Consider the following 24,544-nt stretch of genomic DNA (forward strand, 5'->3'; position numbering starts at 1 on the left):
GATCGCTGAGGCGGGCTTAGGCCGCGCTGGGTTTGACGAGATCGGGGTGCGCGGCGGCGAACGCCGGAATTTCCGCCGCAGCGGTATCGGCGGCGACCAGGCGCGGCCAGGCGTCGAGCGGCACCGAAAATCGGCGCGCGTTGTAGAGCTGCGGCACCAGGCAGATGTCGGCGATATTGGGCGCCTCGCCTCCGAGGAACGGGCCCGGCAGCGCGACGGTCATCGTCTCGAGCGCGCTGAGCCCCTCGACGATCCAATGCCTGTACCAATCTTCGCGCGCAGCCTGATCGGCGCCGAATTGCGTGGTGAGGTGGTTGAGCACACGCAGATTGTCGATCGGATGGATGTCGGCGGCGATCACCAGCGCCTGCGCCATCGCCTGCGCCCGAGCGACCGGATCGTGCGGCAGCAAAGCGGGTGTTGGATGCGTCGCGTCGAGATAGGCGATGATCGCGAGGCTCTGCGTCAACACCGTGTCGCCGAGGTCGAGCGCGGGCAGCAGCCCTTGCGGGTTGCGCGCGACATATTCGGGCGCGTGCTGCGCGCCCTGCACCAGATCGATCGCCACGCTCTCATAGGCAATGCCCTTGAGATTAAGCGCGATCCGCACGCGATACGCCGCCGAGGAGCGCCAATAATCGTAGAGGATCATGCCTCGGCGTCCGCTTCCTTCTCCGAGCTGCGCTCGAGCGCGACCTTGATCATCGCGGTCATCGGGTCGGCGAGCGTCAGGCCGATAATGCCGAACAGCGTGCCGGCGAGGATCTGCATCGACAGCGTCAGCGCCGGCGGGAGATCGACGGTGCGCTTGGCTACCATCGGGATGACGACATAACCGTCGAGCCCCTGGATGAAGATATAGATGCCGATCGCGGCGAGCCCCGTGTTCATCCCCGCGCTGAAGCCGACCGAGATCATGATGATCCCGCTGGTGATCGCGCCGATATTGGGGACGAAGGCGAGGATGCCGGTGATGATGCCGAGCACCAATGCCATCGGCACGCCTGCGATGGCGAGCGCGATGCCGGTCATCACGCCCTCGATCGCCATGCCGAACAGGCGCCCGGCGAGCAGCCGGCGCATCGTCGTCGCCATCTGCTCGATCGTGCCCGAGAAGCGCTTGCGCTGGTCGCTCGGCACCATCCACTGCAGCCCGCCTTCGTAGAGCCGCGGCTCCATCGCGATGAACAGGCCGATCACCAGCACCATGATGAGACTCGCGAGCGCGCCGAAGGCGATGCCGAGATACGAGGTGAGCTTGCCGAACGAGCCGAGCGCCTGCTGCATGATGCCGTTGAGATCGGCCTTGCCCGGCATGATCCCCTTTTGCGACGCCCAGTCGATCAGCTTGGTCGCCTGCGTCATCAGCGTGGTGCGCAGTTGCTCGAACTGTTGCGTGATCCCGGCGCCGGTCAGGTAGCAGACGACCGCGATGAACAGCACGGTCAGGATGACGACGATCGCCAGCCGCCACGCCCGCCCGATCGGCAGCACGCGCCCGAGCAGCCGCACCCCACCGTCGAGCATCGAAGCGAAGACCAGCCCGCCGAAGATGATCAGCAGCGGCTGCACCAGCAACACGACGAGCGCGATCGCGCCGGCCAGGCCGAGCCACACCGTCGCGCGCTTCAATTCCTGCCGCACGAAGGGATCGCGCAGTTCGTTGGGCGCGGGCTCGGTGACGATCGGGGGGTGGGCGGGGGTGTCGCTCACTGGGTCCGCGCCGCGTGCAACGAGGTGCCGGCGCGGCCGCCGCGGAACGACTGGCCCCAGGTCAGCGGGTTCCAGCTTCCAAGACCCGTCTTCGAGAAGGTGATGAATTCGGCACGACCGCCGAGATATTCCCACGGGACGGGGCCGCCCAGGCCCTGTTCGGCGAGACTGAAGCGGCTGTCGGCGCTGCGATCGCGATTGTCGCCCATCAGGAAGACGTGGCCCGCCGGAATCGTCACTTCCTTGTAATTGTCGCCGATCGACGGCCCGAGCTCGACCGTGTCGTAATGCCGCCCATTGGGCAGCGTCTCGGTGATGACGGGGACGTGGCAGACGGTCTTGCCATCGGGGCCGGTACGCAGCGCGTCGTCGCCGAGATCGCACGTCGCGCGTTCGGGGGCGGGGAGCTGGACGCCGCCATAATTGGGGATGTCGACATAATGCAGCGGTCCGCGCTTCACCGGCACGCCGTTGAGGATGACGGTGCCGTCGCGCACTTCGAGCCGGTCGCCGGGGAGGCCGATCAACCGCTTGATATAATCGGTCTCGGTGCCGGGGGGCGTGACGATCACGACGTCGCCGCGTTCTGGCAGATGGCCGAGCAGGCGGCCCTTGATGAAGGGCAGCAGATGGAAGGTCGGCGAGACGAACGACCAGCCGTAGGGGAATTTGCTCACGACGAGTTGATCGCCGACGAGCAGCCCCGGCAGCATCGATTCCGACGGGATGTAGAAAGGCTTGGCGATGAAGGTATGGAAGCCGAGCACCGCGAGGATCAGCCAGAAGATGCCGCGCACTTCGCCTGCCCAATCGGTCCGCGCCTTTTTGGGCTGTGTCGCGGGCTCGTTCGGGACGGGCTCCATAGTCTCTTGCGTGCGCAGGGCCACATCCTCACTCATACGCTGTCCTTCATGACCGCTTCGATGATCACGAAGGCCTGCGCCCAGGGGTGATCGTCGGTCATCGTCAAATGTAGCATCGCGACGTGGCCGTCGGGCGTGATTGCGTCAAGCCTCGCCTTTGCCCCGCCGGTCAGCGCCAATGTCGGCGCACCCGAGGGCGCGTTGACGACGCCGATATCCCGCATGAACACGCCAGCCTTGAATCCGGTACCGACGGCTTTTGAAAAAGCTTCCTTGGCGGCAAAGCGCTTGGCGAGCGTGCCGGCCTTGGTGAACGGGCGCCGGGCGGCCTTCGCCTGTTCGAGCGGGGTGAACACGCGATTTTCGAAGCGCGCGCCGAAGCGATCGAGCGAGGCCTGGATTCGCTCGATATTGCACAGGTCCGAACCGATGCCGATGATCATCGCAGATTCCCCTCCCGCTTGCGGGAGGGGTTAGGGGAGGGGCGTGCCTCGAGTGCCGAGCTCGTAGGAACAGGCCCTCCCCCAGCCCCTCCCGCAAGCGGGAGGGGGGAAGAAGAAGTGCCCCTCACCGCGCCGCGTCCATCGCCGCGCGCATCTGGCGGACCGCTTCGTCGAGCCCGACGAACAGCGCCTCGCCCACCAGGAAATGCCCGATGTTCAATTCGCGCACCTGCGGGATCGCCGCGATCGGCGCGACATTGGCGTAAGTCAGGCCGTGCCCAGCATGAACCTCGATACCGTTCTTCGCCGCAAGCGCTGCGGCATCGGCCAGGCGACGCAGCTCCGCTGTCTGCGCTTCGCCGGCGAGATCGCAATAGCGGCCGGTATGCAGCTCGATCACCGGCGCGCCGAGCCGGATCGCGGCGTCGATCTGGCGCGCATCGGGTTCGATGAACAGCGAGACGCGGATCCCGGCGTCACGCAACGCGCTAACCAGCGGTTCGAGGCGATCGAAGCGCCCAGCGGCGTCGAGTCCCCCTTCGGTCGTCACTTCCTCGCGCTTTTCGGGCACGATGCACGCGGCATGCGGCCGATGGCGCAGCGCAATCGCGAGCATCTCGTCGGTCGCCGCCATCTCGAGGTTGAGCGGGATCGTCAGTTGCTCGGACAACCGGGCGATATCGTCGTCGGTGATGTGGCGCCGATCCTCGCGCAGATGCGCGGTGATGCCATCGGCACCGGCTTCGGCGGCAAGCAAGGCAGCGCGCACCGGATCAGGATAACCGGCACCGCGCGCGTTCCGCACCGTTGCGACATGGTCGATGTTGACGCCGAGGCGCAGCTCGCGGCTCATGCCGCGCGGCTCCCGGGCTTGATCGCGGGGATCGCTGCGAGTTCGGGGGGCAGGGCGTCGGCGGCGTAGGTCGGCACGTCGAGCCGGATCAGCGGGAAGAACGGCACGCCGAGCTCGGCGGTCCCGCTCGAGCGGTCGACCAGCGCCGCCGCTGCGACGGTCTCGCCGCCGGCGCGCGCGATCGCGGCGATCGCCTCGCGCGAGGACAGGCCGGTGGTGACGACGTCCTCCATCATCAGCACCTTGGTGCCGGGTTCGATGCGGAAACCGCGGCGGAGTTCGAACACGCCCTCGGGCCGTTCGAGGAACATCGCCGGCACGCCGAGCGCGCGGCCCATCTCATGCCCAGCGATCACGCCGCCCATCGCGGGCGAGATCACCGCGGCAATGCTCGCGCGCAACTCGGCCGGCAGCCGTGCGACGAGCGCCTCGGCCAGCCGCGCGCCGCGCGCCGGGTCCATCAGGACGCGGGCGCATTGCAGGTAACGGCCGCTGCGCAGCCCCGACGACAGGATGAAATGCCCCTCGAGCAACGCCTCGGCAGCGCGGAATTCGGCGAGAACATCGGCGTCGGTCATGCTGGTTCCGTCCTGAAGCGAAGAGGCGCCTGATTAGGGTTGCCCGCCCGCCGACGCAACGATTGCGCCAAAAAAGGCATCGCCGCGGGTTGAGGCCGAGGCATAGCCTGCTATAGGCCATGGTATAGAGGCGTATCCCCGCCTTGATAATGCCGTAAAAGCGGCGCTGCAGAGGGTAGAAGCAGACGATGCGTAGGATCGGGATCAAATCGATCGTGCTGGCGGCAAGCCTCGCGATTCTGAGCATCGGAGCGGCCGACGCCGCCCCGCAAGCGGCCCCGATCGCGCCTGTCGCCAAACCCGTCGAAGCCGCGCCCGTGGCTGCCGCGCCTGCTACGACACCGGCCGCACCTGCAGCCGCCCCCGCCGCCGTTTCGACCGATCCGATGCTCGCCGTCGATGGTGCGCCCGCGATGGCGATCGACCCCAAGGTCGGCCAGCCGGTCGACGGGCTGATCACGATCCAGCCGCAGGTCACGCCGAATGGTCGCCAGGCCTTGTGGTTCCATAACTGGCTGCTCGTGCCGACGATCACGATCATCACGATCTTCGTGCTGCTGCTGCTGATCTGGGTCGTCATCCGCTATCGCAAGGCCAACAATCCGGTCGCCTCGAAGACCTCGCACAACACGATCCTCGAAGTGCTGTGGACCGGCCTCCCGGTGCTGATCCTGCTCGGCCTCGCGCTCCCGTCGATCGGGCTGCTGCAGGCGCAGTACAAGCCCGCGCCGAAGACCGCGGTGACGCTGAAAGCGATCGGCAACCAATGGTATTGGTCGTATCAATATCCCGACAATGGCGGGTTCGAGATCACCTCGAACATGCTCAAGGAAGCCGGCGAGACCGGCAAGGGTGAGCGCGCACGCACCGCGATCGACGGGCCGCGGCTGCTCGCGACCGACAATCGCGTCGTGCTCCCGGTCGGCGTGCCGATCCGGCTGATCACCACGTCGAACGACGTGATCCATAGCTGGGAAATCCCGGCCTTCTGGATCAAGCTCGACGCCGTCCCCGGCCGCCTCAACGAGACGAGCTTCACGATCGACAAGCCCGGCGTCTATTTCGGCGTCTGCTCCGAACTGTGTGGCGCGCGCCATGGCTATATGCCGATCACGGTCGAGGCGGTGACCCCGGCAGTCTACGCGCAGTGGGTCAAGGCCAAGGGCGGCACGATGCCGGGTGCGGCAGCAGCGCCCGTCACTGCCGAGCCCGCAGCCGACGTGACGGCGAACGTCACCGGCCCCGTCGCCGACGGCGCCGCAGCCACCGGACCTGTCAGAAACACGAGCGCGACGGCCAATGCCGCCGGCGCCGGCACAGTTGGACAATAAGCCATGACCGACTCCGCTCTTACCGGCCACGCGTTCGATGCGCATCCGCACTCGGATGCGCACGCGCATGACGATCACCAGATGTCGTTCTTCGCGCGCTGGTTCATGTCGACCAACCACAAGGATATCGGGACGCTGTACCTGATCTTCGCGATCACCGCGGGGATCATCGGCGGCGCGATTTCGGGCCTGATGCGCGCCGAGCTCGCTGAGCCCGGCATCCAGTATCTCGGCTATTGGGCAAGCTTCCTGCCCGGTGGCGAGCAGGGGCTCGATCACTCGCTCCATCTGTGGAACGTGCTGATCACCGCGCACGGCCTAATCATGGTGTTCTTCATGGTGATGCCGGCGATGATCGGCGGCTTCGGCAACTGGTTCGTGCCGATCATGATCGGCGCGCCCGACATGGCCTTCCCGCGGATGAACAATATCTCGTTCTGGCTGCTGATCCCTAGCTTCACGCTGCTGCTCGCCTCGCCCTTCTTCGGTGGCGCGGGTAACGGCTGGACGCTTTATGCGCCGCTCTCGACCTATGGGGAGCCAGGGCCGTCGACCGACATGGCGATCCTCTCGCTCCATCTCGCGGGCGCCTCGTCGATCCTCGGCGCGATCAACTTCATCACGACGATCTTCAACATGCGCGCGCCGGGCATGACGCTGCACAAGATGCCGCTGTTCGTGTGGTCGGTGCTCGTCACCGCCTTCCTGCTGCTGCTGGCGCTGCCGGTGCTCGCGGCCGCGATCACCATGCTGCTGACCGATCGTAACTTCGGCACGACCTTCTTCGATCCGGCCGGCGGCGGCGATCCGATCCTGTACCAGCATCTGTTCTGGTTCTTCGGCCACCCCGAAGTCTACATCATGATCCTGCCGGGCTTCGGCATCGTCAGCCAGGTGATCTCGACCTTCTCGAAGAAGCCCGTCTTCGGTTACCTCGGCATGGCGTACGCGATGGTCGCGATCGGCGTGGTCGGCTTCGTCGTGTGGGCGCACCACATGTTCACCACCGGCCTCAGCGTGAACACCAAGATGTACTTCACCGCGGCGACGATGGTGATCGCGGTGCCGACCGGCATCAAGATCTTCTCGTGGATCGCGACGATGTGGGGTGGTTCGCTTACCTTCAAGACGCCGATGCTGTGGGCGATCGGCTTCATCTTCATGTTCACCGTCGGCGGCGTGACCGGCGTCGTGCTCGCCAATGGCGGCATCGATGATTACATGCAGGACAGCTATTACGTGGTGGCGCATTTCCACTACGTGCTGTCGCTGGGTGCGGTGTTCTCACTGTTCTGCGGTTTCTATTACTGGTTCCCGAAAATGTCCGGGAAGATGTACAACGAGACGCTCGGCCAGATTCACTATTACGTGTTCTTCGTCGGCGTGAACGTGCTGTTCTTCCCGATGCATTTCCTCGGCCTGCAGAACATGCAGCGTCGCGTGCCCGACTACACCGACGCGCTGGCGCATTGGAACTGGGTGGCGACGCTCGGCTACAAGATCATGGCGGCGTCGATGATCGTGTTCTTCGTCAACATCATCTGGTCGCTCGCCAAGGGCAAGCCCGCTGGCGACAGCCCCTGGGGCGACGGCGCGACGACGCTCGAATGGACGCTGTCGAGCCCGCCGCCGTATCACCAGTTCGAGACGCTGCCGCGGATCGACTGAGCTTCCGACCCTCGCCGCCCGTGCGGCGGGGGTCGATCTTTTTCTCCCTTCCCGCGTGCGGGAGGGGTAGGGGTGGGCTCACGCGTTCATCCCGACTCAGCGCTGTTTGAGGGCGCGCGCCCACCCCCAGCCCCTCCCGCACGCGGGAGGGGGGTAGAAGTGAAATGACCGTAACCACGCTTACCCCCACCGCCACGCTCCCCGCCGACTGGCGCGATTTCTTCGCGCTGACCAAGCCGCGCGTGATGCGATCGGTGGTCTTCACCGCTCTGTGCGGGATGCTCGCAGCACCGGTGCAGCTCCCTTTCGTGCTCGGCTTCACCGCGATCCTGTGCATCGCCATGGCAGCCGGCGCAGCAGGTGCGCTCAACCAATGGTATGAATCGGACATCGATGCGCTGATGAAGCGCACCGCCAACCGGCCGCTCCCCGCCGGCAAGATGGAGCGCGAGACCGCGCTGCAATTCGGCGTCGGGCTCGGTGTGTTTTCGGTGCTGCTGATGGGGATGGCGATCGGCCTCGTCGCTGCCGCTCTGCTCGCGACGTCGATCCTGTTCTACGTTCTGGTCTACACCGTCGGCCTCAAGCGCCGCACGCCGCAGAACATCGTCATCGGCGGCGCGGCCGGCGCGTTCCCGCCGCTGATCGGTTGGGTCGCGGCGACCGGCAGCATCTCGACGTTGCCGCTGCTGATGTTCGCGATCATCTTCCTGTGGACCCCGCCGCACAGCTGGGCGCTCGCGCTGCTGATCCGCGACGATTACGCCAAGGGCGGCGTGCCGATGCTCCCCGTCGTGGCGAGCGCGCGCACGACACGCTGGCAGATGCTGTTCTATGCCGTGCTGATGGCAGCCGCGGCGCTGTCGCCCTGGGCGCTCGGGCTGGCAGGCGCGACCTATGGCATCATCGCGGCGGTGACGTCGGCGATCTTCCTCGGCCTCACCGCCTGGGTCGTCGTCCAGCGCGCCGCGACCCCGCCCGAGATGAAGGCCGAACGCTTCCTGTTCGTCTATTCGATCGGCTATATCCTCGCGATCTTCGCCACTCTCGCCATCGATCGGCTGACCGCATGACCCCAGACCCACGGCCCGACCTCTCGGTCCCGCACGCCGACCTCGTCCGCAAGCGGCAGCGCACGCGCGCTGCGGTGCTGGGCGTGATCCTCGGCGCGTTCGTGGTGCTCGTGTTCGCGATCACCATCGCCAAGATCAAGGCGGGGATGCCGCACTGATGGTACTCGACGGCAAGCTTCGCACCGCGCTCTTCGCCGTCCTCGGGATCTGTTTCATGACCGGGCTCGGCTGGGCGAGCATCCCGCTCTATCGGATGTTCTGCCAGGCGACCGGGCTGAACGGCACGACGCAGCGGGCCCTGCGCGCGCCAGGCGCGGTCAGCCAGCAGATCCGCATCGACTTCGACACCAATGTCGCGCCGCACATGCCGTGGAAGTTCGCCCCCGAGAACCCGTCCGAGACGGTCGATATCGGCGCACGCGACATGGCGTTCTTCACTGCGACCAACATGTCGGACAAGCCGATCACGGGCACCGCGACGTTCAACGTCACGCCGTCGCAGGCCGGCAAATATTTCACCAAGATCCAGTGCTTCTGCTTCACCCAGCAGACGCTCAAGCCCGGCGAGACCGCGCGAATGCCGGTGATCTTCTTCGTCGATCCCAAGATCCTGCAGGACCCGGACGCAAGCGACGTCCAGACGATCACGTTGAGCTACACATTTTACCCGGTGGATTCCGCGAAGGCCAAAGGCTAGAGCAGGGTTACGGGACGAGATAAGACCAGAGCAGAGGGAAAACCCATGGCCGGTGCGAAGAACCACGATTACCATATACTGCCGCCGAGCATCTGGCCGTTCGCCGGATCGATGGCGGCGCTCGTGATGGCGGCGGGCGGGATCATGTGGATGCATTCGGCCGCAGGCGGCGGTCTGGTATTCTATGCCGGATTGGCCGGCGTACTCGCGGTCATGTATGGCTGGTGGCGCCAAGTCATCGTCGAGGCGCATGCCGGCGACCATACGCCGGTCGTCCAGCTTCATCTGCGCTATGGCATGATCCTGTTCATCGCCTCCGAAGTGATGTTCTTCGTCGGCTGGTTCTGGGCGTTCTTCGACTTCTCGCTCTTCCCGGCGCACATCGCCTACGATTCGGTCGCCAAGACCGTCAGTGTCGTCACCGACACCGCGGGCACCTGGCCGCCGAAGGGGCTCGAGGTCATCAACGCCTTCCGCTTCCCGCTGCTCAACACGCTGATCCTGCTGACCAGCGGCACGACGATCACCTGGGCGCACCATGCGCTGATCCACGGCGACCGCGACGGCCTCAAGAAGGGCCTGTGGGCGACGATCGTGCTCGGCCTGATCTTCAGCTGCATCCAGGCGTACGAATATGCTGAGGCGCCGTTCCCCTTCAAGGGGCTCAACTATGGCGCGTCGTTCTTCATGGCGACGGGCTTCCACGGCTTCCACGTGATGATCGGTACGATCTTCCTGATCGTCTGCCAGATCCGCGTCTATCGCGGCGATTTCACCCCCAAGCAGCATTTCGGCTTCGAGGCGGCGGCCTGGTATTGGCACTTCGTCGATGTCGTGTGGTTGTTCCTGTTCGTCTCGATCTATGTCTGGGGCGGCTGGGGCGCACCGGTCCACGCAGGGTGAGCCAGTGACCGAGCAACGGGCCGAGGCCGTGGCGCCGACGCCCGTTGCCGCAGCGCTCAAGGGCCTGTGCCCGCGCTGCGGGGCGCCCGGGCTGTTCAAGGGGCTGCTCGACTTCAGCGATCGCTGCAAAGTCTGCGGTCTCGATTTCACCACCTTCAACGTCGGTGACGGGCCAGCGGCGATCCTGACGCTGGTGCTCGGCGCGGTCGTCGTCGGGCTCGCGATCACGATCCAGCTAGCCTATGGCCCGCCGATCTGGCTGCAGATGCTGATCTGGCTGCCGGTGACCGTCTTCGGCGTGATCGGATCGCTGCGCATCGCCAAGGCGGCGTTGCTCGGCTCGGAATATCGCACCGCCGCGCATGAAGGCCGGATCGCGCCGCCCGAGACGTTGCCGTGAAGCGAGTCCCGGTTGTCGCGACGCTCATCGTCGGCCTCGCAATCGTCGCCATGATCGGGCTCGGCATCTGGCAGCTCGAGCGGCGCAGCGAAAAGGCGGCGTTGCTCGCGCGCTATGCGCGCAACGTGACGTTGCCGCCGATGGCCTTCCCGCGCGATGCGACCGACGCGACCCTGCTCTTCCGCCGGGCCAGCGCCTTATGCCTGCAGCCGATCAGCTTCGCGATCGAAGGCGGCCGTAACGCGCGCGGCGGCACCGGCTGGCGCCAGATCGCGCGGTGCCGTACCGGCGCCGAAGGACCAGGCTTCACGGTGCAGCTCGGTTTCGGCAACGATCCGCACGCCAAGCCCGATTGGAAGGGCGGGCCCGTCACCGGATATCTCACCTACGCGCCCGATCATGCCGCGCTGATCGCGGGCATGGTCGGCGAGGGTACGCCCAAGACGCTGATGCTCGTCGCCGATCCGCCGGCGGCCGGGCTCGACCCCAATCCCGGGCCCGATCTGTCGGCGGTGCCCAACAATCATCTCGCCTATGCGGTACAATGGTTCGTGTTTGCAGCGCTTGCCGCAATTATCTATGCGCTCGCGCTGCGACGGCGAACGGTTGCCGAGTCGGCTTCACCTCGCTAACCGAAGGCGCCATGCGCTATATCAGCACGCGCGGCTCCGCGCCGACCCTCGACTTTCGCGACGTAACGCTCGCGGGCCTTGCCAAGGATGGCGGACTCTATCTGCCCGAAAGCTGGCCGAGCTTCTCTGCTGCGCAGATAACGGCGCTCCGTGGCCTGTCCTATGTCGACACTGCGGTCGCCGTGATGCTGCCCTTCGTCGAGGGCACGCTGAGCGAGGACGATCTGCGCACGCTGTGCACGCAGGCCTATGGCCGCTTCGCGCACGCCGCGGTGGTGCCGCTCGCGCAGCTCGACGAGCGGCAATGGCTGCTCGAACTGTTCCATGGCCCGACGCTCGCCTTCAAGGACGTCGCGCTGCAATTGCTGGGGCTGCTGTTCGAGCGCTTCCTAACCGGATCGACGCAGCAGGTGACCGTGGTCGGCGCGACGTCGGGCGACACCGGCTCGGCGGCGATCGACGCGCTTGCGGGGCGCGCCGGGGTCGATGTCTTCATGCTCCACCCCAAGGGCCGCGTGTCGGACGTCCAGCGGCGGCAGATGACGACGGTGATCGCGCCCAACATCCACAACATCGCGCTCGAGGATGCGAGCTTCGACGACGCGCAGGCGCTGGTGAAGGCGATGTTCAACGATCCCGCCTTCTCGGGCAAGTTCGCGCTATCGGCGGTCAATTCGATCAACTGGGCGCGGCTGATGGCGCAGATCGTCTATTATTTCTACGCCGCGGTGCGGCTCGGCGCGCCCGAGCGTGCGGTCGCCTTCTCGGTGCCGACGGGCAATTTCGGCGATGTGTTCGCAGGCTATGTCGCCGCCAAGATGGGGCTGCCGGTCGCCAAGCTGATCGTCGCGACCAACGTCAACGACATCCTCCACCGTGCGCTGAGCGCGGGCGACTATTCGCAGGGCACCGTGGTGCCGACGCCGAGCCCGTCGATGGACATTCAGGTGTCGAGCAATTTCGAGCGGCTGCTGTTCGATCTGGGCGGTCGCGACGGCCATGCGCTTGCCGATCAGATGCGCGGTTTCGAGACGTCGAAGGCGATGCGCCTCACCAACGCGCAGCGCGAAGGCGCGAGCGCGCTGTTCGCGAGCGACCGGATCGACTTGGACGACATGGCGCTGGCGATGCGCTGGGCGTGCGAGGCGAGCGGTCAGATCATCGACCCGCACACCGCAATCGGCCTTGCCGCCGCGCGCCGTGCCGACCTGCCGGCGGATGTGCCGGTCGTCACGCTGGCGACGGCGCATCCCGCCAAGTTCCGCGACGCCGTCGAGCGCGCGACCGGGCAGCGGCCGTCGCTGCCGGCGCGGATGGGCGACCTGTTTGAGCGCGAGGAACGTTATGCCTCGCTGCCGGGCACGTTCGAGGCGGTGACGGCGTATATCGCCGAGCGGGCGAGTGCACGGTGATGGCGGCGCACGCACACTTCTTCCTCCCCTCCCTGGAAGGGAGGGGCCGGGGGTGGGTCGGCCCGTTGTCGGGCGCAACCTCACTCCATCAGCCGACCCACCCCCAACCCCTCCCTTCCAGGGAGGGGAGTCGCATATGAACGACCTTCTCACCCTCATCGCCGAACCCTGGCAGGATTACGGCCTCGTCGACTCAGGGCACGGCCGCAAGCTAGAGCGCTATGGCCGCTTCCGCTTCATCCGCCCCGAGCCGCAGGCGATGTGGGCGCCCGCGTCGGATAGCTGGGAAGCCGATGGCGATTTCATCGGCGCATCGGACGAGGATGGCGGCGGACGCTGGCATCTGTCGCGCGACGTGCCGCGCGGCGGCTGGCACGTGCGCTGGGAGGAAGTGCTCTTCACCGCGCAGAACACGCCGTTCCGCCATCTCGCTTTCTTCCCCGACATGGCCCCGCAATGGGAATGGATGCGCGGCAAGGTCGCCGAGGGCGATCAGGTGCTCAATCTGTTCGGCTATACCGGCGTCGGCACGCTCGCGCTCGCCGCCAAGGGCGCGGCGATGACGCATGTCGATGCGTCGAAGAAATCGGTCGACGCCGGCAAGGCCAACGCCTTCCTGTCGGACATGTCGGATCGCCCGATCCGCTGGATGGTCGACGATGCCGCCAAGTTCGCCGCGCGCGAAGTGCGGCGCGAGAAGCGTTACGACGGCATCTTCCTCGATCCGCCAAAGTTCGGGCGCGGACCCGATGGCGAAGTGTGGAAGCTCGAGGAAGGCCTGCCCGGCCTAATCGCCGACTGCCGTCGCCTGCTCGACAAGGACAGCAAGTTCCTCGTCCTCACCGTCTACGCTGTGCGCATGTCGGCGCTGGCGATCGGCGAGGTGGTGCGCCAGGCGCTGTCCGATCTCGGCGGAACGGTCGAAGTCGGCGAGATGGCGGTGCGTGAGGAAGCGCGTGGGCTGCTGCTGCCGACCGCGATCTTCGCGCGCTGGACGCGCTGAGCGATCCGCAAGGATCGGTAGCGGGCGCGCACCGCGGATAGCAGCGCGCGCCCGTCCCTGGTTACTTGCCGGTCGCGACATTGCCCTTGAAGTCGAGTCCGACATGGACCGAGCGGCCGCCCTTCTTGGCGGTGCCGCGCCAGACGCCATGATCGTCCTTGGTCAGCGCCGAGACGTTGGTGAAGCCCGATTTGGCGATATGCTCGCGCGCCTGGGCCTGCGTGAACGAATTGGCACCACCGCGCGAGGCACCGTCATCGACGGTATGTGCGGTCTTGATCGCGGCATTGCTCTTGGCCGGGCCGGTCTGCGCGAGCGCCGGGGCGGCAAGCAGGGCGGTGCCGAGTAGCAGGGTCGTTGGGATACGCATGGTGTTCTCCTTCGAGCTCAGAGGGTCAGACGCGGTCGTAGCGCGCGCGTTCGGCAGCGATGTCGCTTTCCGAATAGGCCGGTGCGGAGTCGTCGAAGCGGTTCCAGCCCTGCGACTCATACGCCTGGCGGCGTCCCGCCACGTCGACGGTACGATCGTCGCCGAGGATCTGCCGCGCGGTCGGCGCGAGCGGTTCGTCGACCTTGGCGGTGACGAGCGTGCCGCCGCGGCGGACACCCTCGGCATAGACATGCGCGTCGGCCTCGGGAACGCCCGCCTGCGTCAGCGCACCAACGATCCCGCCGGCGGCCGCGCCGACCAATGCGCCGCCAGCAGCACCCGCTGCGGTCGCCGCGAGCCAACCTGCTGCGACCACCGGACCGATGCCGGGGATCGCGAGCAGACCGATTCCGGCGAGCAAGCCACCGACGCCGCCGACGGCGGCACCGATCCCGGCAGCTGCGCCGGCATCTTCGGCCGCGGCGTCGCGCGTGCCGTCTTCGGGATGGCTCTTGTCACGGCCGACGATGCTGATGTCGCGATGCGACACGCCGGCCGCTTCGAGATCCTGTACCGCGCGGCGCGCGTCGTCGTAGCGGTCGAACAAGCCTGTGATGGTCTGGGTCATGATATGCTCCTGGTTCCGGCCGGGGGGGTGGCCGGGGGTCGATGGGATGGAGAGGCGGAGGTTCAGCGGGCGGTGCCGCGCACCACGAGATGGTAGAGGACGAGCACGACGATCGCGCCGATCACCGCCACGATGAGGCTGTAGATGTTGAGCCCGGTGACGCCGGCCGCGCCGAACTGGTTGAACAGGAAACCGCCGACGACCGCGCCGACGACGCCGAGCACGATGTCGAGAATGACACCCTCGCCGCTACGATTGACGATCTTGCTGCCGATGAAGCCGGCGACAAGACCAAGGATGATCCAGGCAAGAATGGACATTGATGTTCTCCTCTCAGGCCGGGCGATGGCCCGGATGAGAGAGAAATTAGGGGGGCGGGGACAGCCGCCAAAGATGCGCAGGCACCTGTTCGATAGGTGCCTCGGCACCCAATATACGAATAAATCGCTGCCGCTGCGGCGTCACGCTGCGGCGTCGAAGCCCAGTTGATGCCCACGGTCGCGCGCCCAGATGATCGCCTCGGCGCGGCTGTGCGCGCCGATCTTGGCGTAGAGCCGCGCGACATGGTTGCGCACGGTATTGCGCTTGAGCGACAGCGCCGCGGCGATCGCATCGTCGGTCTTGCCGCGCGTGATCAACGCCAGGACTTCGCGCTCGCGCGGGGTAAGCTCGACGCTCGGGCCGGTCGTCCCCGCCTGCGCGGCGGGCCCGCGCAACGCTGCCATCCGGTCCATGATCTTCTGGCTGAGCCAGCTCGAATCCTGCATCGCCCCCTCGATCGCGGCGATCAGGTCGAGTTCGGTGCGCTTGCGCTCGCTAATGTCCTGGAACGCGGCGAGGATGCAATATTGGCCGTTGATCGTCACCGTCTCGGCAGCAGCGATGCAGGTGACGAGCACGCCGGTGCGCGTCTTGACCTGCACCTCATAGCCACGGAACGATCCGCTCTCCGACACCTTCTTCTCGATCTCGCGCCGCGTCGCGCCGCTTTCGAAGAGTTCGATCTCGGCGGGCTTGCGCCCCACCACGCTGTCATGGCCCCAATCGGTGAGCGCGAGAAAGGCGTGGTTGACGTTGAGGATGCGGTGCCCGTCGAGGCTGGTGAGCAGCATCGGCACCGGCGCGAAGCGGAACACCGTCGCGAAGCGCTCCTCGCTCTGCCGCAACGCCGTCTCGGCGCGGCGGCGCGGGTCGAGATCGGCGAAGGTGAAGATCATGCACTGCTCGTTATTGGGCATCTCAGCGGGGTGCCCGGCGAGCAGGACGAGCTTGGTGTCGCCGTTCGGCAGCGGCAGATCGGCCTCCATCTGCGGGATCGCGTCGCCCTTGGCGAGCCGCGCCTTGGCCTTGTCCTTCTCGGCCGCCTGGTCGAGGATATCGAGATCGTAGAGCGAGCGGCCGATGATCTGGTCGCGCTCCCACCCCGACAGATCGAGAAAGCCTTCGTTGACGCGGACATAGCGCAGGTCGGACAGCCGGACGATCAGCGCCGGGGCGGGATTGGCGTTGAACATGCTCTCGAAGCGCTCCTCGGCCTCGAACGCCTCGGTCGCGTCGCACAGGATGAGCACGAGGCAATCGGGCTTGCCATCCCGGTCGAGCACGAAGCCGCGCGCGCGGTGGACCCAGTCGGGTTCGGCCTGGTGCGCCTTGCGGACGTCGATCACGACATCTTCGAACGCCTCGCCGCGACACAGCCGCGCCATCGGATAGGCCGAGACAGGCATCGGCTGGCCGCCGCGCAGCCGCAATTCGAAGCGCTGCTGATACGCTTTGACGGTCGCGCCGAGCTCGGCGAGTTCGGTGCAACCGTGCATCGCCAGCGCTGCGCCGTTCGCCCAGACGATCCTCCCGTCGGGTTCGATCAGCACGACGCCGTCGCTCAGCCCCGCGACGATGCGATGGAGCTGTTCGCGGTCGGGCTGGTCCGACGTGGCGGTCTTGCTGGCTGGCATCGGCTCCCTTTCGTCGCGGCTTCGCGCACCAACGCCGATGCGGTGCAGAAGGTCGCATCGATCGCAGTCGATCAGGGCACAGGGGTATCGCGGGCGTCGGGGAGCAGAATCGCGAACATCAGGCCCCGGCCGTTCGGCCCGCGTGCGATGGTGAGCGCGCCGCCATGTGCGCGCGCGATGCGGTCGACCAGCGACAGGCCGATGCCCGATCCCTCGACGCCGCGATCCGCGCCGCGCCAGAAGCGTTCCTTGAGCCGCGCCAGCTGCGCCTCGGGAACGCCGACGCCATCGTCGATCACGCTCAGCCGCGCGCCCGGGCCGACCCGAACGAGGATCGTCGTGCCGACGGGCGTGTATTTGGCGGCATTATCGACCAGGTTTTCGAGCGCGAGGATCATCGCGTCGGGATAGCCATGTGCCGGCGCGGGATCGTCGGCGGTCTCGAGCGCGATCGTCCGTCCGCCGGCGACAATGCCTGGCGCACGGTCTGCGACGACACTTTCGGCAAGCGCCGCGAGATCGATCGGTCCAGCCGCGACGACATGCGGTTGCTCGAGCTCGGCGAGCGCGAGCAACTGTCCGATGACGCGCGCCGCGCGATCGACCGACGCCATCAGGTCGGCGCGCATGCCAGCGTCGACCACCGCGTCGGCGCGCAGCCGGATTGCGGCGAGCGGGGTGCGCAGTTCGTGCGACACGTCGGCGGCGAATGCGCTCTGGATGTGGAGCGCCGCGACCAGCCGATCGAGCGCGGCATTGGTCGCCTCGGCGAGCGGCTCGGCCTCGGTCGGCAGGACGCCGCGCGGCAGGCGCGTTTCGAACGATTGCGGGCCGATCGTCGCCGCGATCGCCGACACCGCGCGCATCCGTAGCGTCAGCCGTCGCGCGAGCAGCACGCCGATCAACGGCACCAGCGCAGCGATCGGCAGCGTGAGCAAGGCGAAGCGCTTGAGGAAGGTCCGCACGATATCGTCGGTGACGACCTCGGGGTCGGTATCGTCCTGCGATACGACGATCCAGCCGCCGCGCGTCGGCAGGCTATACCCTTCGACCGCGCCGCGCCGGAAGAAATGCGCGCGACTGTCGAGCGGCGCCGCGGCAAGGATCGCCCGCCGCGCGGGGCCGCTGCTGTGGTCGATCCGCCGATCGCTGCCGAAGGTGGCGACCGCCATGCCGTTGATCAGCGGGATCGCCGCGATCGTGCTCGCGCCGCGCGCGTGGACCTCGGCGACGACCTGCGCCTGGCGCACGAGGAGAGTGCGCTGGAAGCGATCGGCGGTCTGGTGGAGCAGGGCGGTCGCGCTCCACAGCAAGGTCAGCGTCGCGATCAGCGCGACCGCGATGTGCAGCACGACGAATTGCCCGAGCAGCGAGCGCGGCGCGCGCATCATGCCGGCGTGGCGAGCAGCATATAGCCGACGCCGCGCACCGTCTCGATCCGCGCGCCGGTCGCCGCCTCGTCGAGCCGCTTGCGCAGGCGGTGGACATAGACCTCGATCGCGTTCGACCCGAGATCGCCGTCGAGCCCGAACAGATGATCCTCGGCGATCCGCTTGGGAACGACCTTGCCGACGCGGCGCAGCAGCAGTTCGAGCAATTCGGTCTCGCGCGCCGACAGGCCGAGCACGCGCTCGCCGACCGAGGCGACGCGCGTTTCGACCGCGAAGCTGAGCGCGCCGCACTGGAGCGCGCGCCCGACATGCCCGTCGCGCCGCCGCAGGATCGCCAGCAGTCGGGCATGGAGCTCGTCCAGGTCGAACGGCTTGACCATATATTCGTCGGCGCCCGCGTTGAGCCCGCGGATCCGCGCATCGATCGCGCCGCGCGCGGTCAGGACGAGGACGGGGCGCGTATCGCCGCGCGCGCGCATCCGGGCGAGCAGGCCCATGCCGTCGCCATCGGGCAGGCCGAGATCGAGCAGCACCGCGGCATAGTCGCTCGCTTCGAGATAGGCTTCGGCCGCTTCGATCGTCTGCGCATGGTCGATCGCGACGCCGCGCCGCACCAACGCATCGGCCAGGGCCGTCGCGACCGCGAGCTCATCATCGACCAATAGTACGCGCATCGGACCTTTTCTTTGTGCACTGCGGCATCTGTAAGCCGACTGTAAGCGAGCGCGCCTAGGGCTGACAGCCAAATCACAGCAGGTCCTTCGATGCACACGACCGTTCCCCCCCAGACGCTGCCCCACACCCGTAGCCTGTCGCGGGGGACGCAAACGCGCTGGCTCGCCATCGTCGCGGGGGTGGCGATCGCGCTCGTTCTGCTGTGGAGCGCGATCGCCGCACTGTTTCACCATGATGCCGCGCCCCCGCCGACGACGCCGCCTGGCACGCTCCGGCTGACGCGCGAGCAAATGGCGGGGCTCAAGACGCTGCGCGTCGGCGTCGGCGAATCGGACCATCGCACGCTCGCGATCGGTGCGATCACCGTCGATGGCGATCGCAGCACGCCGGTGCTGCTGCCTTACGCCGGGCAAGTCGTGAAGGTGCTCGCCGATGCCGGGCAATATGTGAAGCAGGGGCAGCCGCTGCTGCTGATCCAGACGAGCGATTTCGTCGATGCGCGCAGCGGGCTGTTCAGCGCGCGCGCCGCCTTGCAGAACGCGCAGGCGCAGCTCGCCACCGCGACGCGCAATGCCGAGCGCCAGCGCCAGATCTTCGAGACCGCAGGCGGCGCGCAGAAGGATTACCAGCAGGCGCAGACAGACCTGATCGCCGCGCAGGCCACCGCGCGCACCGCTGCAGCCGCACTCGGCGCCGCGCGCGACAAGCTCGCGATCCTCGGCAAGTCGGCGGGCGAGATCGGCGCGCTTGAGAGCGTCGGCGAGGTGTCGGGAATCCATGACCGCACGACGCTCCACGCGCCGATTGCCGGACTGATCGCATCGCGCGATGTGGCGGCGGGGCAATATGTCTCGCAAGGCGGCGACAAGCCGGTGATGACGATCACCGACCCGTCGCACGTCTGGCTGATCGCACAGCTTGCCGAGGGCGATGCCAGCGCGGTGCATGTCGGCGATACCGTCACGGTCACCACCCCCGCGCTGCCGGGGCGCAGCTTCCACGCGCGGATCGACCTGATCGGCGCGGGCCTCGATCCGCAGACGCACCGCCTGCCGGTGCGCGCGACGATCGCCAATCCCGACGGCGCGCTGAAACCGCAGATGTTCGCCAGCTTCTCGATCCAGCGGCCGCAGCAGAGCGCAGCGCTGCGCGTCCCCGCCGCCGCGGTGATCCATGAGGGCGATGCCGCGCGCGTCTGGGTGGTGCGGCCCGACGGGCTGTTGCAAGGCCGCACCGTCACCGCGGGCGAGGAGCAGGACGGCCAGGTCGTGATCGTCAGCGGGCTCAACCCCGGCGAGCGCATCGTCACCGCGGGCGCCTTGTTCGTCAACGAGGCTGGTCTCGGCGAATGAACAAGATCGTCGAGTTTTCGCTGCGCCAGCGGCTGCTGATCGTCGGCATCTTCGCCGCCATGCTGGTGGCGGGGGCGGTCGGCTTCTGGAACCTCAATATCGAGGCCTATCCCGATCCCGTCCCGCCGATGGTCGAGGTCATCACGCAGACACAAGGGCTGTCGGCCGAGGAGATGGAGCGCAACGTCACCATCCCGATCGAGGTCGGCATGGCGGGGATCCCGCACCTCACCGCGATCCGCGCGATCTCGCTGTTTGGCCTGTCCGACATCAAGATCCAGTTCAGCTATGACCTGACCAACGAAGCCGCCAAGCAGCAGGTGATCAACCGCCTGTCGCAGCTCCCGCCGCTGTCGGGCGGTGCGCAGCCGACACTGTCGCCGACGAGCCCCGTGGGCGAGATCTATCGCTACAAGATCACCGCGCCGCCCGGCTATTCGGTTATGGATTTGAAGACGCTGCAGGACTGGGTGCTGCAACGCCGCTTCAAGCGCATTCCGGGCGTGATCGACGTCACCGGCTGGGGCGGCAAGCTGCGCGCCTATGACGTGGTGATCGACAATGACCGGCTCGCGGCGCACGGCGTCACGGTGTCGCAGGTGCTCGCCGCGCTCTCGAAGAGCGACGGCAATGTTGGCGGGCAGACGATCAATTTCGGCGCGCAGGCAGCGATCGTCCGCGGCGTCGGGCTGATCCAGTCGGTCGGCGGCATCGAGAACGTGCTGGTCGGCAGTGCGAACGGCCAGCCGATTCTGTTGAAGGACGTCGCGCGAGTCCAGATCGGCAACGAACCGCGGCTCGGCATCGCGGGCTACAACAATGAAGACGACATCGTGCAGGGCATCGTCCTGATGCAGCGTGGCGCGCAATCGATGCCGACGATCCAGGCGGTGCAGAAGGAAGTGTCCGACATCAACGCCTCGGGGCTGCTGCCGCCCGGCGTCCATCTCGACCGCGTCTATGATCGCTCCGACCTGATCAAGCTGACGATCCACACCGTGCTCGAGAATCTCGTCGCCGGGATCGCGCTGATCTTCTTCCTGCAATGGGCGTTCCTCGGGAACCTGCGCAGCGCGATCATCGTCGCGGCGACGATCCCGTTCGCGCTCGCCTTCGCGATCCTGATCCTCGTGCTGCAGGGCGAGAGCGCGAACCTGCTCTCGGTCGGCGCGCTCGATTTCGGGCTGGTGGTCGATGCGAGCGTCATTATGGTCGAGAATGTCTTCCGCCACATGGTCGAGCGTTCGGCGCATGTCGAAAACGGGCGTGGGCATTATACGATGGCGAGCCGCTTCTCGGCGGTGCTCGGCGCGAGTCATGAGGTCAGCCGCGGGATCTTCTTTGCCGCCGCAATCATCATCGCAAGCTTCCTGCCGCTGTTCACGCTGACCGGGGTCGAGGGGCACATCTTCGGGCCGATGGCGAAGACCTATGCCTATGCCATCACCGGCGGGCTGATCGCGACTTTCACGGTCGCCCCGGTGCTCGCGACGCTGCTGCTGCCCGACAAATTGTCCGAGGTCGAGACGTGGATCGTGGGCAAGCTGCGCCGCGCCTATGAACCCGCCGCCGCCTTCGCGCTCGGCAACCGCGTGCTCGCGGTCGGCGGGGCGCTGCTGCTGCTCGTCGCGGCGATGGTCGGGGTGCGCTCGCTCGGGATCGAATTCCTGCCGCATCTCGAGGAAGGCAATATGTACATCCGTGCGAGCCTGCCCGCGTCGATCAGCCTCGAGGCGGGGCAGCCGGTGGTCGATGGCGTGCGGCGGATGATCGCATCCTATCCAGAGGTCGAGTCGGTGCTTTCGGCGCATGGCCGGCCCGATGACGGGACCGATTCGACGGGCTTCTTCAACGCCGAATTCTTCGTGCCGTTGAAGCCGTTCGGAACGTGGCCCGCGGGCGTGACCAAGGAGACGCTGACCGCCGAGCTGTCGAAGAAGCTCCAGGCGAAATACCCGGGCGTCGATTTCTCCTTCTCGCAATATATTGAGGACAATGTCGAGGAAGCCGCCTCGGGCGTGAAAGGCGCCAATTCGATCAAGCTGTTCGGCCCCGATCTCGCGACGCTCGAAAAGTACGCCGACCAGATCAAGGACAAGATGGCCAAGGTCCCCGGCATCGTCGATCTCGGCGTGTTCCAGTCGCTCGGCCAACCGACGGTGCGGATCGACGTCGATCGCGCGCGCGCGTCGCGCTACGGCCTGACGCCCGACGACATCAACGCAACCGTCGCCGCCGCGATCGGCGGGCAATCGACCGCCGATCTGTACGAGACCGGCACCGATCGCCACTTCCCGATCGTCGTCCGGCTACGTGCCGAGCAGCGCAACAGCGTCGACGCGATCCGCCGGATCACGGTCGGTGCGCCGGCGCCCAACGGCACAGGCACGATCCAGGTACCACTGTCCGAAGTCGCCGACGTGAAGCTGACCTCGGGCGCGTCGTTCATCTATCGCGAGCATCAGGAGCGCTACATCCCGATCAAATTCTCGGTGCGTGGGCGCGATCTCGGTGGTGCGGTCGATCAGGCGCGCGCGGAGATCACGCGCAGCGTCCATCTGCCGCCGGGCTATCATCTCGAATGGGCGGGCGAGCTCGACAATCTCAACAATGCCGTGGCGCGGCTCGAAGTCGTCGTTCCGATCAGCCTGTTGCTGATCCTGCTGCTGCTCTACGCCAATTTCGGATCGATCCGCGATAGCCTGCTCGCTTTCTCGGCGATCCCGATGGCGATCATCGGTGGCGTGCTTGCGCTCGCGGTGTCGGGGACGGCGTTCAGCATCTCCTCGGCGATCGGCTTCGTCGCGCTGTTCGGGATCGCGGTGATGGACGGCATCCTGGTCGTCACGACCTTCAACCACGCGATCGACGAGGGCGTCGCGCGCGAAGGCGCGATCGCGACGACGGTGCGGCATAGCTTGCGCCCGGTGGTGATGACCTGCCTCGTCGCGGCGATCGGGTTGCTGCCGGCGGCGCTGTCGAACGGGATCGGCAGCCAGGTGCAGAAGCCGCTCGCGCTCGTCGTGGTCGGCGGGATGACGCTCGCGCCGATCCTGATCCTGCTCGTGCTGCCGGTGCTGATCGACCTGTTCTCGCACCGCGTCGCGCCCGAGGATCGCGGCGCGCATGGCCAAGACGTCGGGCATCATCCGCATCCCGCACCCGATGGGGAGGCGCTGGCATGAAGCGCATCGCGATCAGCCTGCTCGCGCTCGGCGTCAGCGCGTGCACGATGGGCCCGCGTAACGTGGTGCCGCCCGTGGCATTGCCCCCGGCGCAGGTGCAGGAAAGCTTCGCCCCGCCAAAAGGGCCCGCGCAAGCCACCCGAATTGCCGAAGTCCCGCGCGAATGGTGGCGGACTTTCGGCAGCAGCGAGCTCGACACGCTCGTAAGCGAAGCGATGGCGCACGCGACCGACATCGCCGTCGCCGATGCGACCTTGCGCCAGGCGCGCGAGCAGGCATCCGCCACCGCAGGCAGCGCGCTGCCGCAGGTCGATGCCAGTTACCAGGCGCAGCGCACACGCGTCTCGAATGCGCTTTCGCCCGCGGTCAGCGACTCGAACCAAGAGCTCTACACGCTCCACACCGCGCAGCTGAGCGTCAGCTACAACCCCGATCTGTTCGGCGGCATCAAGACGCGGATCCGCTCGGCGCGCGCGCTGGCCGAGGTGCAGCGCCACCGGCTCGATGCCGCGCGCACCACGGTGCTCGCCAATCTCGTCCAGGCGGTGATCCAGCGCGCCTCGCTCGCCGACCAGATCAGCGCGTTGCAGACGAGCGTCTCGGTCAATCGCGACATCCTGGCGCAATTGCTCAAGCGGCAGCAGCTCGGCGCGGTCGGCGCGGCGGATGTCGCGACGCAACAGGCGGCGCTCGCCACCGCGCAAAGCGCGCTACCGGCGCTGGTGCGCGCGGAGGCGCATCAGCGCGTCGTCATCGCCACGCTGATCGGGCGCACCCCTGGCAGCGCGCTGCCGGCTCTGCCGTCGCTGACGGCGCTCACGCTGCCGCAGGATTTGCCGGTGCTGCTGCCGTCGGATCTGGTCGCGCGGCGGCCCGACGTGGGGGCGGCGCGCGCGCAGCTCGAGGGTGCTGCGGCCGATGTCGGGACGGCGATCGCGGCGCGGCTGCCGAGCATCCAGCTCGAGGCCAGCGGTGGCGGCACCGCGCAGCATCTGTTCGACATGTTCAAGAGCGGCAATCCGTTCTGGTCGGTGCTCGGCGGTGTGACGCAGCCGATCTTCCACGCAGGGGCTCTCCGCCACCAGCAGCGCGCCGCCGAGGCCGCGCTCGATGGGGCCAAGGCGCAATATCGCGCGACCGTGCTGCAGGCGTTTGGCGATGTCTCGGACGCGCTGACCGGGCTGCGCACCGATGCCGACGCCTATGACGCGGCGTCGCGCGCAGGCGATTCGTCGGCGCGTGCGCTCGGCTTCATCCGGCGGCAGCTCGCTCTGGGCGACGTCGGCACGCTCGCCTTGCTCAACGCGACCGCGACCGACGCGCAGGCGCGCTCACTCGTCATCCAGGCGCGCGCGGGGCGGTTGAGCGACACCGTTGCACTGTTCCAGGCGGCAGGTGGTGGCGTGACGGCGGAGTAGC

The 24,544-nt window shown here is 67.2% G+C and carries 25 protein-coding genes; 13 read left to right on the forward strand and 12 right to left on the reverse strand.

The features are described 5' to 3' along the window. Nucleotides 1-16: 16 nt before the first annotated feature. From maiA to pyrE, 6 genes are all read right to left on the reverse strand, one after another. On the reverse strand, nt 17-652 hold the full coding sequence (maiA, locus tag EAH76_RS13855; RefSeq protein ID WP_140850851.1) for a maleylacetoacetate isomerase: 636 nt from the start codon (nt 650-652) through the stop codon (nt 17-19). After that, entirely contained in the window at nt 649-1,713 is a 1,065-nt protein-coding gene (locus EAH76_RS13860) for an AI-2E family transporter (RefSeq protein ID WP_140850852.1), read from the reverse strand. The genes maiA and EAH76_RS13860 overlap by 4 nt, the downstream gene beginning before the upstream one ends. Continuing rightward, complete coding sequence (gene lepB, locus EAH76_RS13865; protein WP_140850853.1) at nt 1,710-2,612, reverse strand: signal peptidase I; 903 nt, start codon at nt 2,610-2,612, stop codon at nt 1,710-1,712. Before lepB ends, EAH76_RS13860 begins: the two co-directional genes overlap by 4 nt. Beyond that, nucleotides 2,609-3,019, reverse strand: coding sequence for a holo-ACP synthase (gene acpS / locus EAH76_RS13870; RefSeq protein WP_140850854.1), 411 nt, complete (start codon nt 3,017-3,019; stop codon nt 2,609-2,611). Before acpS ends, lepB begins: the two co-directional genes overlap by 4 nt. A gap of 124 nt (nt 3,020-3,143) precedes the next feature. Next, entirely contained in the window at nt 3,144-3,872 is a 729-nt protein-coding gene (locus EAH76_RS13875; protein WP_140850855.1) for a pyridoxine 5'-phosphate synthase, read from the reverse strand. After that, nucleotides 3,869-4,450 carry an orotate phosphoribosyltransferase gene (gene pyrE / locus EAH76_RS13880; protein WP_140850856.1) on the reverse strand — a complete coding sequence of 194 codons (582 nt, stop codon included), beginning with the start codon at nt 4,448-4,450 and terminating at the stop codon, nt 3,869-3,871. The genes EAH76_RS13875 and pyrE overlap by 4 nt, the downstream gene beginning before the upstream one ends. A gap of 188 nt (nt 4,451-4,638) precedes the next feature. On the opposite strand from pyrE, the gene coxB reads away from it, so the two are divergent. The 10 genes from coxB to EAH76_RS13925 all read left to right on the forward strand — a co-directional run bounded on the left by coxB (nt 4,639) and on the right by EAH76_RS13925 (nt 13,569). Beyond that, a complete protein-coding gene (coxB, locus tag EAH76_RS13885) occupies nt 4,639-5,781 on the forward strand; it encodes a cytochrome c oxidase subunit II (protein WP_140850857.1) in 1,143 nt (380 codons plus the stop codon). A 3-nt stretch (nt 5,782-5,784) separates the two neighbouring features. Continuing rightward, nucleotides 5,785-7,449 carry a cytochrome c oxidase subunit I gene (gene ctaD / locus EAH76_RS13890; protein ID WP_140850858.1) on the forward strand — a complete coding sequence of 555 codons (1,665 nt, stop codon included), beginning with the start codon at nt 5,785-5,787 and terminating at the stop codon, nt 7,447-7,449. Between the two features lie 164 nt (nt 7,450-7,613). After that, complete coding sequence (locus EAH76_RS13895) at nt 7,614-8,522, forward strand: heme o synthase (protein WP_140850859.1); 909 nt, start codon at nt 7,614-7,616, stop codon at nt 8,520-8,522. After that, the gene (locus EAH76_RS24170; protein ID WP_170208026.1) at nt 8,519-8,680 is read left to right on the forward strand and encodes a hypothetical protein; all 162 of its coding nucleotides are present in this window, start codon (nt 8,519-8,521) and stop codon (nt 8,678-8,680) included. The genes EAH76_RS13895 and EAH76_RS24170 overlap by 4 nt, the downstream gene beginning before the upstream one ends. Continuing rightward, nucleotides 8,680-9,219 carry a cytochrome c oxidase assembly protein gene (locus tag EAH76_RS13900; protein WP_140850860.1) on the forward strand — a complete coding sequence of 180 codons (540 nt, stop codon included), beginning with the start codon at nt 8,680-8,682 and terminating at the stop codon, nt 9,217-9,219. The genes EAH76_RS24170 and EAH76_RS13900 overlap by 1 nt, the downstream gene beginning before the upstream one ends. Nucleotides 9,220-9,264: 45 nt before the next feature. Then, a complete protein-coding gene (locus tag EAH76_RS13905; protein ID WP_140850861.1) occupies nt 9,265-10,122 on the forward strand; it encodes a cytochrome c oxidase subunit 3 in 858 nt (285 codons plus the stop codon). Nucleotides 10,123-10,126: 4 nt separating this feature from the next. Then, complete coding sequence (locus EAH76_RS13910) at nt 10,127-10,522, forward strand: DUF983 domain-containing protein (RefSeq protein ID WP_170208027.1); 396 nt, start codon at nt 10,127-10,129, stop codon at nt 10,520-10,522. Further along, nucleotides 10,519-11,154 (forward strand): SURF1 family protein, encoded by a 636-nt coding sequence (locus tag EAH76_RS13915; RefSeq protein WP_140850862.1) that lies wholly within the window; start codon nt 10,519-10,521, stop codon nt 11,152-11,154. The genes EAH76_RS13910 and EAH76_RS13915 overlap by 4 nt, the downstream gene beginning before the upstream one ends. A gap of 11 nt (nt 11,155-11,165) precedes the next feature. Then, a complete protein-coding gene (gene thrC, locus EAH76_RS13920; RefSeq protein WP_140850863.1) occupies nt 11,166-12,566 on the forward strand; it encodes a threonine synthase in 1,401 nt (466 codons plus the stop codon). A 136-nt stretch (nt 12,567-12,702) separates the two neighbouring features. Continuing rightward, on the forward strand, nt 12,703-13,569 hold the full coding sequence (locus tag EAH76_RS13925) for a class I SAM-dependent methyltransferase (RefSeq protein ID WP_140850864.1): 867 nt from the start codon (nt 12,703-12,705) through the stop codon (nt 13,567-13,569). 61 nt (nt 13,570-13,630) lie between these two features. Here EAH76_RS13925 and EAH76_RS13930 read toward each other — a convergent pair whose 3' ends face one another. The 6 genes from EAH76_RS13930 to EAH76_RS13955 all read right to left on the reverse strand — a co-directional run bounded on the left by EAH76_RS13930 (nt 13,631) and on the right by EAH76_RS13955 (nt 18,587). After that, a complete protein-coding gene (locus tag EAH76_RS13930; RefSeq protein WP_140850865.1) occupies nt 13,631-13,939 on the reverse strand; it encodes a hypothetical protein in 309 nt (102 codons plus the stop codon). Nucleotides 13,940-13,964: 25 nt separating this feature from the next. Then, entirely contained in the window at nt 13,965-14,567 is a 603-nt protein-coding gene (locus EAH76_RS13935) for a general stress protein (RefSeq protein ID WP_140850866.1), read from the reverse strand. 62 nt (nt 14,568-14,629) lie between these two features. Next, nucleotides 14,630-14,887: a GlsB/YeaQ/YmgE family stress response membrane protein gene (locus EAH76_RS13940; protein WP_140850867.1), complete on the reverse strand. Its 258-nt coding sequence runs from the start codon at nt 14,885-14,887 to the stop codon at nt 14,630-14,632. A 141-nt stretch (nt 14,888-15,028) separates the two neighbouring features. Then, nucleotides 15,029-16,522: a helix-turn-helix transcriptional regulator gene (locus EAH76_RS13945; RefSeq protein WP_140850868.1), complete on the reverse strand. Its 1,494-nt coding sequence runs from the start codon at nt 16,520-16,522 to the stop codon at nt 15,029-15,031. Between the two features lie 71 nt (nt 16,523-16,593). Further along, the gene (locus EAH76_RS13950; RefSeq protein WP_241659695.1) at nt 16,594-17,913 is read right to left on the reverse strand and encodes a sensor histidine kinase; all 1,320 of its coding nucleotides are present in this window, start codon (nt 17,911-17,913) and stop codon (nt 16,594-16,596) included. Next, nucleotides 17,910-18,587 (reverse strand): response regulator, encoded by a 678-nt coding sequence (locus EAH76_RS13955; RefSeq protein ID WP_140850870.1) that lies wholly within the window; start codon nt 18,585-18,587, stop codon nt 17,910-17,912. The genes EAH76_RS13950 and EAH76_RS13955 overlap by 4 nt, the downstream gene beginning before the upstream one ends. 90 nt (nt 18,588-18,677) lie before the next feature. On the opposite strand from EAH76_RS13955, the gene EAH76_RS13960 reads away from it, so the two are divergent. From EAH76_RS13960 to EAH76_RS13970, 3 genes are read left to right on the forward strand one after another with little or no spacing between them, the layout of a single operon-like run. Beyond that, complete coding sequence (locus EAH76_RS13960) at nt 18,678-19,940, forward strand: efflux RND transporter periplasmic adaptor subunit (protein ID WP_140850871.1); 1,263 nt, start codon at nt 18,678-18,680, stop codon at nt 19,938-19,940. Continuing rightward, nucleotides 19,937-23,125, forward strand: coding sequence for an efflux RND transporter permease subunit (locus EAH76_RS13965; protein WP_140850872.1), 3,189 nt, complete (start codon nt 19,937-19,939; stop codon nt 23,123-23,125). The genes EAH76_RS13960 and EAH76_RS13965 overlap by 4 nt, the downstream gene beginning before the upstream one ends. Further along, complete coding sequence (locus tag EAH76_RS13970) at nt 23,122-24,543, forward strand: efflux transporter outer membrane subunit (protein ID WP_140850873.1); 1,422 nt, start codon at nt 23,122-23,124, stop codon at nt 24,541-24,543. The genes EAH76_RS13965 and EAH76_RS13970 overlap by 4 nt, the downstream gene beginning before the upstream one ends. Nucleotide 24,544: the final 1 nt, after the last annotated feature.

It is taken from the genome of Sphingomonas glacialis (assembly GCF_006439055.1).
Lineage (GTDB): Bacteria > Pseudomonadota > Alphaproteobacteria > Sphingomonadales > Sphingomonadaceae > Sphingomonas > Sphingomonas glacialis_A.